This window comes from Candidatus Mycoplasma mahonii (assembly GCF_030550815.1).
Lineage (GTDB): Bacteria > Bacillota_I > Bacilli_A > Mycoplasmatales > Metamycoplasmataceae > Mycoplasma_O > Mycoplasma_O mahonii.
Genome location: NZ_CP114583.1, coordinates 526,725 through 544,216, shown reverse-complemented (window position 1 = coordinate 544,216; position 17,492 = coordinate 526,725). Strand labels below are relative to the sequence as shown.

General features: G+C 26.6%; 17 protein-coding genes. 7 read left to right on the top strand and 10 right to left on the bottom strand.

Annotated elements, in window-relative coordinates:
• The first annotated feature begins 38 nt into the window (after positions 1-38).
• Positions 39-2,711 (top strand): isoleucine--tRNA ligase, encoded by a 2,673-nt coding sequence (gene ileS, locus O3I44_RS02700; RefSeq protein WP_303716945.1) that lies wholly within the window; start codon positions 39-41, stop codon positions 2,709-2,711.
• Positions 2,712-2,758: 47 nt separating this feature from the next.
• Here the strand turns inward: ileS and O3I44_RS02695 are convergent, their stop codons facing one another.
• Positions 2,759-3,664 (bottom strand): aldo/keto reductase family protein, encoded by a 906-nt coding sequence (locus tag O3I44_RS02695; RefSeq protein ID WP_303716943.1) that lies wholly within the window; start codon positions 3,662-3,664, stop codon positions 2,759-2,761.
• Positions 3,665-4,798: 1,134 nt separating this feature from the next.
• Between O3I44_RS02695 and O3I44_RS02690 the strand changes: the two genes are divergently transcribed.
• The 4 genes from O3I44_RS02690 (at position 4,799) to O3I44_RS02675 (ending at position 9,056) form a co-directional block, all read left to right on the top strand.
• Complete coding sequence (locus O3I44_RS02690) at positions 4,799-5,080, top strand: hypothetical protein (RefSeq protein WP_303716942.1); 282 nt, start codon at positions 4,799-4,801, stop codon at positions 5,078-5,080.
• Positions 5,081-5,106: 26 nt separating this feature from the next.
• Positions 5,107-6,066, top strand: coding sequence for a helix-turn-helix domain-containing protein (locus O3I44_RS02685; RefSeq protein WP_303716940.1), 960 nt, complete (start codon positions 5,107-5,109; stop codon positions 6,064-6,066).
• Positions 6,067-6,169: 103 nt separating this feature from the next.
• Positions 6,170-7,189, top strand: a complete 1,020-nt coding sequence (locus O3I44_RS02680; protein ID WP_303716938.1) for a Fic family protein — start codon at positions 6,170-6,172, stop codon at positions 7,187-7,189.
• Between the two features lie 232 nt (positions 7,190-7,421).
• Complete coding sequence (locus tag O3I44_RS02675) at positions 7,422-9,056, top strand: ATP-dependent DNA helicase (protein ID WP_303716937.1); 1,635 nt, start codon at positions 7,422-7,424, stop codon at positions 9,054-9,056.
• A 238-nt stretch (positions 9,057-9,294) separates the two neighbouring features.
• On the opposite strand, the gene O3I44_RS02670 is transcribed toward O3I44_RS02675, so the two are convergent.
• The 7 genes from O3I44_RS02670 to O3I44_RS02640 all read right to left on the bottom strand — a co-directional run bounded on the left by O3I44_RS02670 (position 9,295) and on the right by O3I44_RS02640 (position 12,003).
• Positions 9,295-9,468 (bottom strand): hypothetical protein, encoded by a 174-nt coding sequence (locus tag O3I44_RS02670; RefSeq protein WP_303716936.1) that lies wholly within the window; start codon positions 9,466-9,468, stop codon positions 9,295-9,297.
• A gap of 334 nt (positions 9,469-9,802) precedes the next feature.
• The gene (locus O3I44_RS02665; RefSeq protein ID WP_303716934.1) at positions 9,803-9,928 is read right to left on the bottom strand and encodes a hypothetical protein; all 126 of its coding nucleotides are present in this window, start codon (positions 9,926-9,928) and stop codon (positions 9,803-9,805) included.
• Complete coding sequence (locus O3I44_RS02660; protein ID WP_303716933.1) at positions 9,921-10,106, bottom strand: hypothetical protein; 186 nt, start codon at positions 10,104-10,106, stop codon at positions 9,921-9,923. The genes O3I44_RS02665 and O3I44_RS02660 overlap by 8 nt, the downstream gene beginning before the upstream one ends.
• Positions 10,107-10,315: 209 nt before the next feature.
• On the bottom strand, positions 10,316-11,128 hold the full coding sequence (locus O3I44_RS02655) for a hypothetical protein (RefSeq protein ID WP_303716931.1): 813 nt from the start codon (positions 11,126-11,128) through the stop codon (positions 10,316-10,318).
• On the bottom strand, positions 11,128-11,313 hold the full coding sequence (locus O3I44_RS02650) for a hypothetical protein (protein WP_303716930.1): 186 nt from the start codon (positions 11,311-11,313) through the stop codon (positions 11,128-11,130). The genes O3I44_RS02655 and O3I44_RS02650 overlap by 1 nt, the downstream gene beginning before the upstream one ends.
• Positions 11,314-11,456: 143 nt before the next feature.
• Positions 11,457-11,588 (bottom strand): hypothetical protein, encoded by a 132-nt coding sequence (locus O3I44_RS02645; RefSeq protein ID WP_303716928.1) that lies wholly within the window; start codon positions 11,586-11,588, stop codon positions 11,457-11,459.
• 1 nt (position 11,589) lies between these two features.
• On the bottom strand, positions 11,590-12,003 hold the full coding sequence (locus O3I44_RS02640; protein WP_303716926.1) for a hypothetical protein: 414 nt from the start codon (positions 12,001-12,003) through the stop codon (positions 11,590-11,592).
• Between the two features lie 550 nt (positions 12,004-12,553).
• Between O3I44_RS02640 and O3I44_RS02635 the strand changes: the two genes are divergently transcribed.
• On the top strand, positions 12,554-13,129 hold the full coding sequence (locus tag O3I44_RS02635) for a hypothetical protein (RefSeq protein ID WP_303716925.1): 576 nt from the start codon (positions 12,554-12,556) through the stop codon (positions 13,127-13,129).
• A gap of 242 nt (positions 13,130-13,371) precedes the next feature.
• Here the strand turns inward: O3I44_RS02635 and O3I44_RS02630 are convergent, their stop codons facing one another.
• Positions 13,372-16,728 (bottom strand): hypothetical protein, encoded by a 3,357-nt coding sequence (locus O3I44_RS02630; protein ID WP_303716924.1) that lies wholly within the window; start codon positions 16,726-16,728, stop codon positions 13,372-13,374.
• An 87-nt stretch (positions 16,729-16,815) separates the two neighbouring features.
• Complete coding sequence (locus O3I44_RS02625) at positions 16,816-16,950, bottom strand: hypothetical protein (protein WP_303716922.1); 135 nt, start codon at positions 16,948-16,950, stop codon at positions 16,816-16,818.
• Between the two features lie 249 nt (positions 16,951-17,199).
• On the opposite strand from O3I44_RS02625, the gene O3I44_RS02620 reads away from it, so the two are divergent.
• Positions 17,200-17,421: a hypothetical protein gene (locus tag O3I44_RS02620; protein ID WP_303716920.1), complete on the top strand. Its 222-nt coding sequence runs from the start codon at positions 17,200-17,202 to the stop codon at positions 17,419-17,421.
• Positions 17,422-17,492: the final 71 nt, after the last annotated feature.

Here is a 17,492-nt window from a genome sequence, read left to right as displayed (position 1 = left end):
TTTATAAACATATTTTTAAGAAAAATAAAGGAGTACATATGAATGAAAATAAACGAGAATGAAAAGATACCCTCTTAATGCCAAGGACTGACTTTAGCATGAAGGCTAACTTGCAAGTTAAGGAACCAGAACAAAGGCAAGCTTGGTTAGATCAAAAGATTTATCAGAAGGCTTTAGAGCAAAATAAGGACAACCCCAAATTTATCTTGCATGATGGCCCAACATATTCCAATGGTAGTTTGCATGTAGGTCATGCTTTAAATAAAATTTTAAAAGATATCATTATTCGTCATAAGACAATGAAGGGTTTTTATACCCCCTATATCCCGGGATGAGATACCCATGGCTTGCCCGTTGAAAACAAAATGCTAGAAACACTCAAGATGTCTAAAGATGATATGGATAAAATCACTTTAAGAAAAAAAGCTGCCGAATATACTCTTGGGCAAATTGAAATCCAAAAAGAACAATTTAAAGCCATGCAACTTTTTACTGATTTTAGCCAAACATATGTGACGCTTGATAAAAATTTCGAGGTGGGACAATTAAAGCTGTTTAAAAAAATGGCTTTAGAAGGACTTATTTACAAAGGTCTTAAACCTGTTTATTGGTCTCCTTCATCGATGTCGGCGCTTGCTGAGGCAGAAGTGGAATATGAAGATATTAGATCACCGCAAATTATTGTGGCCTTTGAGATTATCAAAGGTAATGAATATCTACAAGCTGGCGATTATTTAACTATTATGACAACAACACCATGAACTTTACCAGCAAATTCTGGAGTTGCTGTGGGGGTTAATTTTGATTATGACATTGTGGAAGCTAATGGTAATAAATATGTGATAGCTTCAGCACTAACATCTGCTATTGCTGAATTAGCCAAGTGAGAAGACTTTAACCTTCTTAAAACAGTTAAAGGATCTGATCTTGTTGGTCTAACTTATCAAAGACCCATTAGTAAATTAGAAGCACCTGTTGTAGCTGGTCACCATGTCACAACTGCTACTGGAACCGGCCTTGTACATATGGCACCATTATTTGGGGAAGATGATTATATCATTGGTAAAGAGCAACAACTTGATATGATTATGCACGTATTGGATGATGGTTCATTAGATGATCAAGCTGGCAAATATGCCAACATGTTTTATCTTGATGCCAACAAAGGTATTGGTCTGGATTTAGCACAAGAAGGAAACATGTTGTCATTAAAATTTGTGAAACATTCACATCCCCATGATTGAAGAACACATAAGCCAGTTATTTTTAGAGGGACACCACAATGATTTGTGTCAATAGATAAAATTAAGCAAGATATTTTAAACCAATTAGCTCAAGTTAAATCTTTCCCAGATTGGGGAGTTGCGAGATTAGCCAAGATGATTGAAGATAGAACAGATTGAACTATTTCCCGTCAAAGAACATGAGGGGTACCAATTATTATCTTTTATGATGAACATGATGAAGTTGTTATGAAAGAAGAGATTTTTGATCATGTGATTGCCTTAGTTCAAAAACATGGCACTGATGTTTGATGAGAAAAAACCACTGATGAATTATTACCAAAATCTTATCGTGGTAACAATTGAACTAAAGAAATGGATATTATGGACGTCTGATTTGATTCAGGTTCATCACACATATATATAGCTCAAAAATTAGGTGTGGAACAATTTGATTTATATTTAGAAGGAAGCGATCAATATCGAGGATGATTTAACTCATCACTCATTAATGGTGTCGCTTATAATGGCAAAAGTCCTTACAAGGGTTTAATTACCCATGGCTTTGTTTTAGATGGCAAAAAAATGAAGATGTCAAAATCCAAAGGAAATGTCATCGATCCCTTAAAAGTGATTAATAAAAATGGGGCTGAAACTTTAAGACTATGAACTGCTAATTCTGAATACACTTCAGATGTTGCTATTAGTGAAGATATTATTAAACAAAATATTGAGATCTATCGTCGGATTAGAAATACGATTAGTTTTATGTTAGGCAATTTACATAATTATGATGAAAGTAAAAAACATGAACTATCTGGAGTTCATTTACTGATTAATGAACAATTAAATAATCTCATTGCAGAAGTAGCTACATACTATGATCATTATAAGTTTCAAAATGTAGTTAAATCAATTAATCAATTTATGATTCAATTATCTTCCTTCTATTTTGATTTTGCCAAAGATTCATTATATTGTGATGCAGCTGATGATCATCAAAGACAGCAGTTCCAAACAAACATTTGATTAATCGTTAACTTCTTCATGAAAGCACTAGCACCCATCTTACCAACCACGATGGAAGAAGCTTATAAGGAGTTTAATAAACAAGATAAAAAAGAATCAATCTTCTTAGAAACTTATGGCAAGAATGAAACTGCTCAAAAAACCATTCATAAAAATAATTGAGTAGCTTTCTTCAAACTAAGAGATGATGTTAATCATGCCATTGAAGAGTCCATCAAACAAGGATTCATTAAAAGAAGTAATGAAGCTATTATTCATTTACCACTTCATCACATATCGCACTTGAATATCCCTAGTTATGAATTAGGAAGAATGTTAATGGTGGCTAAAGTCTTTGATGCTAATGAAATTAAGGTCGCAACATTTGAATCACTAAAGTGTCATAGGTGTTGAAACCATTTTTATCCTCAAGAAATTAATAATGATATTTGTCCAAGATGTCAAAAAGTAGCACCATAAGGATGCTATTTTTATACTTCTATTGTGAATGTATTATTTAAAGGAGATTACCTAATAAAGTTTTTGTCAAACAACAGACCATCATTAGTTAACTCTTCATATGATTTTTCTTGATCTTCTAATTGTCTTGAAAAGATCGCGAACATTTTATCGGTAGAGTAATTATTTCATGAATCAAGTGTTTTCATTTCTTCATCAGTTAAGGTAAAGTCTGTCACAAGAATGTTTGATTTAATCCGTTTAGGTTTAACTGATTTAGGAATAATGTGATAGCCACTTTGAATTGCTCATTTTGATAAAATTTGTCCCACATTTTTATGATGGTTTTTAGCTAATCCTTCAACGTATGCTTTTTGCTTATTGTTCATTCCGGAGTTTTCATAATAAACATTAGGGTTAAAGTATGACCTTAAGGTTGAATAACCAGTTAAACCAATGCCTTTAGCTTTACAAAACTCTTCAATATCAATTAATCTTGTATTAGGAGATAAAACAATCTGATTATAAGGTGGATATGTTCCTGTTGCTGCCTTAATAGCTTCTAAAATATCAACTGTAAAATTAGAAACACCTATTTCATCAACAAGACCATCTTTTTTAGCTCTCATCAGCTCTTTATAACCAGTAATTATATCTTCCATTCTGGTTAAAGGTAAAGGGGCATGTAGCAGCATTAAATTTAATTTCTTAATGCCTAATCTTCTAAGAGACTCTTGAACTGATTTATATGTATGTAATCTGTAATTTGATGGATGAACTTTTGATGTGATATAGAAATCACTAGGGTTAATGTTTAATTCCTTGAAGGCTTGACCAATTTGGTATTCATTGTTATAAACTTGTGCTGTATCGATATGTTTGTATCCAGCTTCATGAGCAGCTTGGACAACAACTTTCACTTCATCAAGTGTTACTTGTCATGTTCCGATCCCGATTTGTGGTAATTTATTCATAATGCCTTCTTTCTTTAATGGAATTATAGCACTATATGTTTTTCTTATTTAAATCAGGAAAGTAATGGTTAGAAATAATATTTTAAATCTACTCCTAAAAAGTAGCACACTCAAAATAAGGAGAAAATAATAGTAAAATAAGTTATATTCAACGGCAAGAAATTTTAAAAGAGATGTGAATAAGGGAAGAATAGTATATCTAGCAAAAAAACTTTGATCGATTTCTAAAGTTGGTAATCATAAATGTAATATATATCATTAAATAAAGAAATATAAATGAAATGTTCAATATCAAATCAAAAAATGGTGATAACTAAAAAAGAAAGACTAAGTTATTATTAACTTTATTAAAAGTAGATTATGAAAGATATCAAGATATCCTAATTACTTTGGAGAAATAATATTTTGATCTATGTTAACATCATTTACATTAACTAATCATTTTAAAGCAATTAATTTAATATCTTTAGTAGATCCGATCTTTATCATTACAATGTTGATTAAACTAGCTGCTATCCCATTTTAGAAAAAAGGTGTTATAAAAGATTGCAGAAGATTCTTTACATATAGAACATATTAATAAAGTCCTTATCTAGTTTCTTGAATATGTAAAAAAGAAAAGAAAGATAAATATAGAAGTAAATAAAAAATTACAGTTTTATAATCTATAATTTTTTCGTTTATTTTTGCGTACTCATCAATTAATTCAAAATAGTCTTGAATATGTTGTTCACTAACAAATTTTTCTCCAAATGAAAAAACTAAGATAAGTACTTTAACATGGATTTTTTACCTATATATATTTTTAATCTAAAATCATAATCATTTTGAAATTTTTGGTAAATAAGTAACTATCTATTAATTATTAATCTTTAATCATTCTTTGTCAATTATTGTGATATTGACTTTTTATCCTTTTGAAATACTATTTCCTTTAATAAAATATTTTAGATATATTACTATTATTTAATTCTAATTTCTAAACAAAGTTATTTAATTAATCAGCTTTTTGATTTATGTTTAAACTATACAGAAAACTGTTTAAAAGTTTTGCTTTTTATTTAACTTTTATGTATAATAAATAGCATAAGTGATATAATTATTATTATGAATATCTCTTATAAAAATAAAAAAATGAAACAAAAATATGAAAATAAAGATATTTTTATTAAAACTTTTAGTAAAGAAATTTGAGAAAAATGCACAAGTTTTAAAGAAAAAATAGTTAATCAAGACAATTTGTTAATGGTTCAAAGTACATATAAAGGACTCAATATAGAAAAGATACGAGGCACCAAAAATGAATGGTCAGCTAGATTGAATAAAAAATATAGAATTCAATTCACAACAGATAATAATGAACTAATAAAAATTATAAAAATAGTTATATTAAAAATACACCCACACAATTATTAAAGAAAATATTTAAAGAGGAGCAAAAAATGATTATAGAAATTTTAAAAGATAGTATGACATATGAAAATATCAGTCAAAAAGACTTATCCATTAGTACGGGTCTTTCTCCACAACTTATTTCAGAATTGCTTTCTGGTAAAAGGGAATTGCAACTTAAACCATCTAGAAAAATAGAAATGGCATTAAATCTTCCCGCTTTTTCATTATTAAAAGCAAAAATTAGTCATGATGAGTTTATTAAAAGATCTAGTGATCAAGAAATGAAAGTTATTGCTAATTTTTTAGAATCACAACGAAGTATGGCATTATTCAGTAAAGAAACACTTATAAATAAAGCTTCAGAGTGGCTTGGTGCTAATAAAGTTTCTGATAAAAAATCTGAATTTTTAAAAACTATTGTTGGATTTAAAAAATACAAAGATAAACCCTTGGCTTATTTTTGATTGTCTTTGCTTGAAAAAAAATATGGCAATTTAATTTCTGTAGGTAAATTCAAAAAATCAAGTGGACCTTCAGTTTTAAAGGGCATTTTAGACATATTAATAAATAGCAAAGATATTGATGATAGATTAAAAGAATTGGAATCATTTTTAAATAATAATGGCATCATTTTAATCAATGCACCATTTATTCCTGATTCAACAATTCATGGTGCTTGTTTTAAACGAAAGAACCAAAGATTTATTTTTATGAGTGATATGAAAAAGAGAGAGTATTCTTATATATTTACTTTAGTTCATGAATTGTGTCATTATTATTTTAATTTTAATCATTCAAATAAAAATGAAGATGATATGACAGCAAATAAAATAAGAGAATATTTGAAAAAATACAATAAAAATCATAAAGAATTAGAATTAGCCATGACGGTTTATGAAGAAAAAAATGTTAATAACAATGAAAAATGGGATCGATTGCATGATAATACTTCTTTAAAAATTAATTTTGGAAAGATAAATAATCTTCTTGAAAATTCACAAAAATAATTTGAAGTTGTATATATTTAAAGACAATTTCCAAATTATCTATATTTTTACCACTATTCCAAATATTATGTTAAAATGGAAATGAGTGGAAATGGAAATTAATATGAAAAATATAAATTTAAATAACAAAGTTATGGAATTATTGATTAAAACAACCGATTTAATTGGCAAAGTCAATGTGCTTTTAGCCAAGATGAAGAATCCATATTTATTAACATATCTATTAGAATCAACCGATGCAATAGCTTCAAATGCTGTTGAGGATATTCACACAACTGTGGATGAAGCTTATGATGACATGATCATTTTAGAAAAAAATCATTTATCACCATATGTTAGATATAGAGAAACTTTAAAACAAGCACATAAAAGATTAGTTGCTTCAGAATTAATTAGATCTAAAGATATAGAATGAATAAACGACAATATTAGAGCTAGAACAATAGGTTTCAGAAAAACGCCAGTTACAATAAAAGATAATAAGCAAAATATTGTGTATAAACCTCCTTCTGCTGCTAATGTACCAAATCTTGTTGCTGTCTTAACTTCAATGATTAATGATGATTGGAATCAAAACACAATCGTTAAATCGCTATTAATTCATCATGAATTTGAAAGAATTCATCCTTTTATCGATGGTAATGGTAGAACAGGCAGAATTTTATTTGCTTTACTTTTATATAAATTTAAAATTCTTAATATTCCAGCATCAGTATTTTCATATAGTATTTGAAAAGATAAAAAAACATACTATAAAGCACTAAAATTAGCTGATGAAGGAGACTTTAATAGATATTTAGAATATATGTTAGTAATTCTTATTTCATCATTTGAAATCACTATTAAATTTATCAATGAATATCACAAAAAAATCCAAGAAGTAACAAACTTTGAAGAAATAAAAAATAATGACATCTTTAAAAAAATAGTTGTATGATCATTCTCTGGAGTTAAAGTGTCTAATAAATATTTAGTTAATAAAGCCCAACAAAATAATAAGACGATTAAAAAATACATAGATAAATTAGTTGACTTAGGAATTGTTAAAATAGAAACTAACGGTCGCTATCGTCCATATAAAAATTTAGTCTTAGCATCTTTAGTTAATAAATACTTTGTTTAAAATTATTTGAAATAAGAAAAAATACTACTTATGTAGTTTTTATGACGCTTGTGGCATATTTTGCTTTTAGTGGTGTGCATATCCCAATGAAACAAGAGTGGTTTTTAAAGCAACAACAGATGTTACTTTAGATCACTTTTAAGGATATTAAATAATTATTAATGGGCATTAGACATGGTTGTTTTTTAATATCTTTTAACATATATAATATTTGAGAAAGGATGGATTTATCATGACACCAAAAGAAATATATAAATTAGTTGATGAATGACTTGTCAGAATCCATCAAGACAAATTGTATTTAGATTTAAATGATGAAACCATCAAAGCAGATAACTCCATTGATGTTACTGCATATAATTTTCTAAAAAGAGCTGGCGTCATGGTCTTTGTGGAAGTCAACCATCAACTTTATTATATCAAAATTTATAATAAAACATTCTTAAAGTATATTGAGAACCCTAATGATGCAGAAACATATTATGTGACTAAGAACATATCGAAAGTCCATAAAGCAATTCGGTTAGGGAAAAGTATTAAATTTAAAAATATTGAACCGCTTGATAAAGCAAAAATGACTGATTTATTTGGTCATACTCATGCTGTTAAAATAAAACCAAAACAAACTAAAAAAATTGTGAAGAAACAACATGTTAATGATGTCTGATCAATTAAAACTAAAGATGAAATGTTTGCCATTGGCAATATCAATGAACTGGATACTTTTCAAAAAAATGCTTATGACAATGCTTTAAACTTATCTGAGTTAATCATTACCGGTTTTGCCGGTTCTGGTAAATCTCATTTAATTAAACACATTTCTAATCAATTAAAAGCTGAAGGATGAAATGTATCTCGGATTGCTCCAACTGGTAAAGCTTCACAAGTGATCTTAGGTAAAACAATTCATTCATGATTAGAGCCAATCATTAAAGAAATCACTCCCTGAAAATATGAAATATTAGGTTTTAAAAGAAGCCAGGTTCAAGCTAAAGAATGTTTAATCATCGACGAATCGTCAATGATTGATGATGAACTATGAGGTGAACTGCAAAGAGTCTGAAACAACTCCATTAAAATCACGGACAAAAAAATGATTTTTGTGGGTGATCCGGCCCAATTAGAACCAGTTGGTGAAGGAAAACCTTTTATCGAAGCTATTTTAGACAAGAAAATGTCTTACTTTCCTTTAAAACAAATTCATCGAACCCAAAAGACTGATATCTTATCGATTCAAGACATGGGCCAATTTGTCAGGAAAAATGGCCACCTAGATCCTAGGAATGAATATCAAGGTATTTCATACATATCTAAAGACGAGGCTTTTAACAAGATCATTAAAGATAATTCTCATATTATGATTACTCCTAGAAGAAATTATCATAATGGAACAATCGAAATTAATAATATCATTAAGGAAAGGTTTGCTTTAAAACTTCATACAGAATCATTTTATACGCAAGTTTGAAGTGATGAGATGGAAGCATTTGTTAATAAAACACCAGTGCATTTAAATGATAAGATCATTGTCATTAAAAACATGTGACACTGAAACATCACCAATGGCACTACAGGGTTATTTCTAGGTGAAGAGAAGGTGCGAATATATGATCACATCAATAAAACGTTTGCTCCCTTTAAATCATGCTATAAATTCATCTCACAAGATACTCAATCAATCTTTTATCTACCAACTAACAAATTTACCCGGGCAGCTATTGAACTTGCTTATGCCATTACCATTCATAAGTCGCAAGGATCTGAATACAATAATGTGATTCTTTATTTACCAACAGGAAAAGTAAGTAAAAAAATGCTTTATACCGCCGTTACTAGAGCTAAAAAGCATTTATATATTGTGAAATAGTTTAATGATTTATGTCCCATTATTGGAGATGCACCATCAATGATCTGAATTGTTGATTCTACATTAAAGACTTTTTTATTTATTTTAATATCATAATGCATGAAAAAAACAACTTTAATATTTTAATAATTAAATATTTTATTAGTTATAATAATTATGCGTTACTTCCGTAAGGGAAAATACTACGACAAACATAACTTCCGTAAGGGAAAACAAAAACAGCTGTAGTGGCTGTTTTTTATACTTCTTTTAATACTACTGATTTTTTAAAGGAACCTTTTACTTGTCTTCTTGTTTTGGTATTTGCCTGAATTCCAAAATATTTAAATAATGCATCCTTATTAAGCATCATTGGTTTTGAAACTTTTATTAATGAGTGTCTTTGTAATTTCACTTCAACATGTCAAGGCACAGTGTTGATCTTGGGTGTGCCATCAGGATTTTCATTACTAGTGACGAGTAATGCAATGATGTCACCACCATTAAAATGATAAATAACTATCGGTTTTGCTTTATGTTTAAAGCTTAATGATCCTTGATCTTAATATGGGATATTGGCCAAATATAAGCCCCATTGCTTTATTTAATTGTCTTTTAATACCATTATTTAATGCTTTCTAACCATTTTATATATTCAATCATATTTATATCCTAGTTAGTATGTTTTTGCAAATACGACTAGTCTCCTTGTTTTTTCATTGTTATTAAACACCTTTTGAGATGTTTTGTCTCTTAGAACGCGCTTCTTAGACAATTGTCTCGACTATTAACTTGAGTGAAGGTTTTATCTTAAAACTTTCTGGCACTTTGTCTCCTCTTTTAATCTCGCTTGCTAAATATTTAATTGTCATTCTTCTTATTCAATTAATCATTTTGCTCCTTATCTTTTTTTCTATTTCTAATTTCTTTTTTTTCTATTTCTAATTTCTTTTTTTCTAAATCAAATTTTTCTATTTCTAAATTTGTTTTTGTGTTTTCTCTTTTGCCTTTTGATATCAAAAAACATATCAAAACAATAATTAATACAAAAATTGCAATTCCTATTATCATTATGTCCTCTCCTCTCTTTTTCCTTTAATTTCATTGATGGAAAATTCAGCTGTGTTTTCAAATGGAAGTTTATGATTTTTTATCAACGTTGGTTTCTATGTATTTTTAATTTTAGAAATATTTATTTCTTGTGTGCATAATTGTATTTCTTCTTTGTGTTTTTCGGTTACTGACCCAATTATGTCAGATGGGTTATTAAGTGATCTTTTTTACTCATTATTTTCTACTTTTTTAAGATTTTCATTTTCATCATTTATTGATATTAATTTATATATTAATGAAGCAAGTAAAGCAAAATTATGTGATATATCCTTTACCGTTAATTGACTTTTTCCCTTATGCCCTTTAGCGCCATCAACTTTATTAATTATTTTCTTAGCTAAAGTTCATGTTTTCTCATATATAACTTTATCTATTTGATTCAAATATTTTTGATCTTTTGGAAATTCACTTTCAAATTCTGCATGTATTTTACTTATAAATCCTATTGATTCTTCTTCGGTGATATTTTTTTTCAATAACAATTTAATCATATCACCAATATTTGCAGGTACATTTTTTAGATTTTCTATTATTGTTTTAGTTTCAATCGGTTCATAATTTATAGTTTCAAATTTAAATTTATTAAATTTAATTCATTTTATTATAAATTCATTTTCAAAGAATGATTCGATTTTCGATTTTGAGTTTTTTAATAAAAAATTTAAATGTATGAATTCCTTCTTATTATCAGCATAATTAAATGAAGTATAATCTAATGCATGCATATCAACATTAATTGCATGCATACCAGCAATATATAAAAGAAGATATTTGCACATCAATCACTCCATATCGTCTTGTGCTGGAGCCTTGCCATATATCCAATCAACATTTTCTTTTATACTATAATTATTTATTACATTCATAGATTTAAAATCTGATAATTTCGATTTTATTATTCATGAATTTTCAATAATTGATATTAAGGGTACAATGTAACTTTTTCTTCTTTCATTAAATGTCATTTTTTTTAAAGCCATTACACCAATCCCAATTCTTTAACAATGCTATCGTATTGTTTTTTTTGTTTTGACTTGGAATGAGTTAGTACCAGTGGCACTCTTTCATAAGCCATGGCATTTATGGCCTGAATACTTTTAGTAATTTGAGTTTTGGTTATTACGATGTTATTGCTTTTAACTATTTCTTCTCTTGTTTTTTGCATTTTCTCTCCTTTTATTTCCGAATGTAATGTCTTTTGTAATACTATTATAGATGAAAATATTTTTGCAATACTATTGCAATACTAATAGAAATAACATGCCGAGTACCACAACCATCATAAAGGGATAATTGCCATTTAAGATATTATCTTTTTGCTAATATTTTCATTTCTTTTTTTAGAAATTCGTCATCAAAAGCTTCCTTAGCTATTCTTAATGCTTCTCTTTTTGAAAATATTATGTCATTTTTTTGTTTTTTATTTATAATTTTTTTCATTTTATCTCCAATACAATGCAATTGTGGAATATTTTTTAACTCATTTTTCAATATTGATTTCATCTTTTTCATTATAACCTTTTTCTAAGTCTTTCACAATTTTTTCTATTTTTGTTTCATAAAAAGTATAATTTTGGTGAATTCCTTTTGACCAAGAAAAATGATATCCAAAATATCTTAAAGAAAGAATTAAAAATAATAAGGAGACTCTTTTATTTCCATCTGTGAGTTTATGTCCCATCAATATATTAATAAATAACCCTGAAACAAAACTGAAGATTGATCTTGGGGGTTCATAAAAAGCTTTTGTAATTTTGGAAAATATTATCGTTTGAAGAGATCTTGGAAGCAGCTCTTCTCCAATTTGTATTCCTGAAAGACCGCTTGCTTCTTTTTTAGCCACATCCATTAACATGCATAAATCTTTGTATAAAACTTCATCAAAAACTATGTTATTATAATTTACAATTATTTCTTCATCAACATTAGAATAATGTGAATTAAAAATTATTTTATTATCAACATATTTTAAAAGAGAGTTATTATTTTCAGTAAGTAATATTTTATTCGGATCATCATCAGATTCATTTACTATTATAGAACAATATTTCTTTCATATAATAATCTTACTATAAATATTATTTCAAACGGCAATTATCTCTTTATTATTTTTTAAAGAAGGAACTTCTATTTATAAGTACATGAATGCTTTTAAATTGAAAAATAAGTACCGTATTAATAAAAATAAAATTAATGTTAAAAATGGCAAAGAAGAAAAATTAACCATGTGATACACAATACAATCCATAAACTAAGCAATAATTAATGTAATGGAAGTGTAGAAAAATCTAGACTGACCCCAAAAAGTGGCATCTTTTTATTTTTAATATAAGTTCATTTATGATATCGATCAAATATTTTATATTACATATATTGTTTTTTAATATTTTCTTTATAATTTATATATGAATAAAACATATAAATTGACCATTATTTTAACAACGTTAGCCGCATCCATTGGTATCATGATCTTTGCTATTATCTTTCTAATAAAGGCAAACGAAACAAACCACGATAAAACTAAGACGCTATTTGATTTTAATAATGCATTAGAGCTAAATAAAGGTGATGAATCAGATACTTCTTATTTTAAAAATATTAAAGTAGATGAGGTTAATCAAATGATCTATGTTGATAATGTGCATATGGGTGAACTAGAATCTTATAAATTAAAAGCATCAAGATCTTATATTGATTCCTTGTCAACAACCAAATTATTAGATATGCAAAGTGCTTTGAGTAATGAAGATAAATTAAACATATTATCCTTTGAGCATAAGACAACGATAAATAAAAATACTTTAATCTTTAGTATTGTTATATCATCATTTTTAGTATTTATCTCTATCACATTAGCGTTGGAAGCAATTAACAAGAAAGAAGTAGGAACAAAATGAAAAATAAAAAATTTGAAGAAATGAAAGTTTTGGCAGCCAAAAGAACAAACAAAATCATCACCCAAGAAGAAAGAAAAATCTTAGAGGATTATGAAAAAGAAGTTTTAGGCAGAAAAGACTTTAGTTATCAAAGCAAAAAGAATTAATTCGTTGATAAATTATTTATTTAAAAGTCAATGATCCACTTATAGTGAAGTAAATAAGAATTGAAAAATAAGGGCTATTGACCCTTATTTTATTTGGATGATTAAATGATTTCTCTAATAAATGAAGACGTCCATTATGTTATAGAAGATGATCTTAATTAATTTTTTGTATTAAGTATTTTATTTTTTATTATCTATTTCAATATATTTATAACCAGCACTCTTTGCAGTAAGCAGAGTTTTTTCTTTATGTTTTTTTATATAGTCATCTGTATTAACAAACACGACAAGATAATTATAAGAAGAAATTACTTGATTTTCTTTGTACTTAATCATTTGATCATATAATTCTGTCTGGTCTTGATTTTTTATTCTGGGATCAGATGTCGTTTTTAGTTCGAACATAATAAGCTTTGACGAATGCATTAATAAAATATCATATCTATTATCAATTTTTTGGCTTCTAAAACCAGGAGTTTCATTTAATAATATAATATTATCTTCATTATATATTTTATTTGTAATTTTTTCCGCTATAGTTGAATGTATTAGTCTTTCCTTTGATTTTTCTTCCATTTCACAATAAATTCTTCTTATATCAGGAATTATTTTTTTCTCCACAATTCCTATAAATTCAATCATTGAAATATTATCATTATGATACTTATAATATCTAATGAAAGAAAATTCTTGTTTATCTTGATTTTTTTGATCAATAAATTTTCCATTTAAATCTAAAACAGCTCTTTTGAAATTCTTGTATTGGTATGTGTGTTTTTTTAAATCATCAGACATTTTATCTAATAAATCATCAGCTTTTAAATCAAACAGGCTTGAAAATGAATTTGTTTTTGCAACAAATTCATATATGGCATCTTTTTTTTCATTAATTATTAGTTTTTTAAATGTCTCATAAAATTTATCCATAAAATAATTCATTAATTCAAATTTCAAAATATAACTTGCTAATCTTATTGTGTTCGAATGCCTTCCATGCGAAAAGAATATATCATTAAATCATTCAATGGTTATCACTCTTGAATCTTCTTCCAAGGCATCTATATGTGTCATTAATTCATCAATCATTTCTGTTATATGATGTTCTTTTAAAGAGTCTTCCATGGCAGATAATTCAAAAATTCAATAATTTTGTCATAACATTTTTGGGCTAGTATCTTTTTGTTCATCCGTGATTAAATTAAGAACAAAGTTATCATCAACATCATATTTATCAAATAAATAAATTATATTATTCCTATAATTAGGTTTATCAGCAATCTTTTTAAGAAAAATAATTGTGTTTGTTTTATCTTTTTTATAGCAATCTTCAAATATTTCATAATTTATGATTACACCTATATTTGACATTTCTTCTAAAAGTGGAATAGAGGCATAATCTCTCATCATTTTTTTCATTTCAGTTTTTTCCTCTAGATATCATTTTGATCATCATGTTTTAATATCTTCAGGATTTTTCATGAACATACTATTTCTATTCATTGCAATATGTTCTATTCGTATTAAAAGATAGGGATGAATATCTTCAAGTCTTATATCAAAAAATAAATCAAATATTTGAAATCATTTATCGACATAAAATACGTCGAATATTGTCATTTCTTTTCTTTCAGATTTTAGTTTTTCAAAATTTTGCTTTATTATTTTTTTATCTTCATCTGAAAATAGGTTAAGGTTAATCCGTTTTTTATCTATCTCATTAATGTTTCCTATTTCCTTATTTTTGTTACCAAATAATTCTTCAGGCAATTCAAATTTAATAATTTTACTTTCGATAATTTTACTTTTGACATTCTTCAAATTTATTTTTTTGATTTTATCTTCATAAACAAAAAAATATATAAGGGATGTTCATAGTGTAGAATTTTCCTTTTGTATTGGTTCTATTATTTTTGGATTTATCTTTATTAAGTTGAAATGATTTCATTTAATTAAGTTTAAATGATTTCGTTTACAAATATTAATTATTTTCGAAAATTTCTTTGTTCTTAATTTTATCTTCACGAAAGCACTAGTTATTAACTCTTCACCAAATCACTTTAATGCAACAAATATTTTTTCAGGATTATCTTTCCATATCAAATCAACAATATATTCTTTTCTTTCCCGGGAAACATTTTCTTTGCCAATATAAAATGCTCCAAATTCTTTTTCTAAATTTGACGCTTTAATAACTCGTTTATCGCTACCATACTTAATTATAAATAAAATGGCAGTTTCCATCGGTCCAAGATAATGGCTAAATTCTACTGGATCAATTTTTTCTATATCTCCAAATATTGCATTATAAAATAATAAAAATGTCTTATCGTTTGAATACTTGTCATTTGTTTTTAATTCCTCCGCAATATCTACCAACTGTTGTCTTCTATAATCGTTATTTTCAATGGTTAAATTGCATATAAAACTATCAATGATATTTCTATAAAAAATATGTTTTATTTTCTTGTTTCTTACATTTTTTATTTTTTCAATTAATTTTTTATAATCAAATTTTTCAAATAGTTTATAAAAATATAAAGATCCTACATAATCATCATCAGATTCAACGAAATTATATATATCAATTAAAGAGTCTATGTATTTTTCATTATTCCAAAACTCCATTAATGAACTTTCGAGTGCATTATCATTTTCGTAATTATTTAAAAACAAGAAAATAAAATTATGATTAGATATTAAGTCATACTGCAACGCTTTGATAACCGGAACCTTCGTTTTACGTATTATTTCTCCCGCTTCCGCAAGATTTATTTGATTTTTAAATTTATTAAAGTTCATTAAATATGAAAACTTTTGATTCAAAAATTTTTTTAAAAATAAAACAGCAAAATACGATGCTAATGTTTTATTTTGAATTTTTCAAATCTGGTTTTTAGGTGATGGTGATTCTACTAATTTATTTTTTAAAATTAGTTCAATGGAAATATTAGCGTTATTATTTATATTATATATTCTTATGTCTTCCATTAAATTGCTTTGGGGTATTGTAATTACATTTAAAGTCAATAATTTAAATGATAACATAGCCATGAAGTCGTTAACGCTTTGCGATACTTCCCCCTGTGATAAAAACTCTTCAATATTTTGAAACACATCTGGATTTTTGCCGTATTGGTCTTCTCTTGGGTTTTTATGCCCCTTGTTGAACATTTTATAGACATCAAATGTTTCATTATGATTTTCCTTTATATATTCTTCTCTTGTAAAGATAATAACATTTTTTTGATTTTTCACTTTTTCAATTATTTCAAGTGCTTTTGAAAAGGAAACTTCGTCTAAAGAATCTATTATTATGTTATCTTGTAAATGAGATTCATTAAATTCATATGCATCTATTCTTTTCATATTTAATTCTTTTTCAATTCATTTTGAAATATATGATTTACCCACTCCAGCTTTAGAAAAAACAATTGTAAGCTTTTGGTTTGGAAAAATTCGTTTTAAAAATTGCTCCTTATTGTATAACGATCTTTTATGTCGATTATTTGAGATGAAATATCTATTATATTTTTTCATATTTCCTCATTCCTATAATATATTATACAAGTAAAAATATACAAGTCACTGAAGATGGAAATTCAATCCAGTAAAAAATATGTTTATCTAAAAATTATGATCAAACAACAACCCACGTTCAGTAATCTCTTCATCTGATGCCGTTTGTTTTTCTAGTTGATTTGATAATAACTGATACATCTTATCTTGAGTAAAGGTATTTCATGAATCTATTGTCTTCATTTTCAACACATCTAAAATTGACCCCTTGCAATTACTCAGAGTTTTGATCCCTAAAATATAAAGGAGAGAACAATAAGAAATATAAATAAATTTATTTAAGATTAATAAATTTTTATTTGTGTATATAGTTTTATGGATTAGTTGATGTTGAATCACTAATTGGAAATATATTTTTTTATTATAAAAAGATATGTATAAAAAGAAAAACTTATTTAACTAAAGGTTTGCTTGAGATTGCAAATTTTGTGGTTGATCATTTTGAGATGATCAGTATTCACAACAAAGAAAAACAATCAAAAATTAATAATTATTTTTAAAACTTTATTTGTTGGGGCAGATGCTATCACCTATAAAGAAAGAAATGATGTAGATGATTCATTTGAAGCAACTAATATACAATTTGATAGCATTAATAAATGCAACAAAGCTCTTCTTATTTTTATTGCTAAATTCATACTATCTCGATATTAATACATTCAATATAATGTGCGACATTTTTCATAAAGAAAAAGAAAAAACTACAATTAGTGGAAAAAATGGAT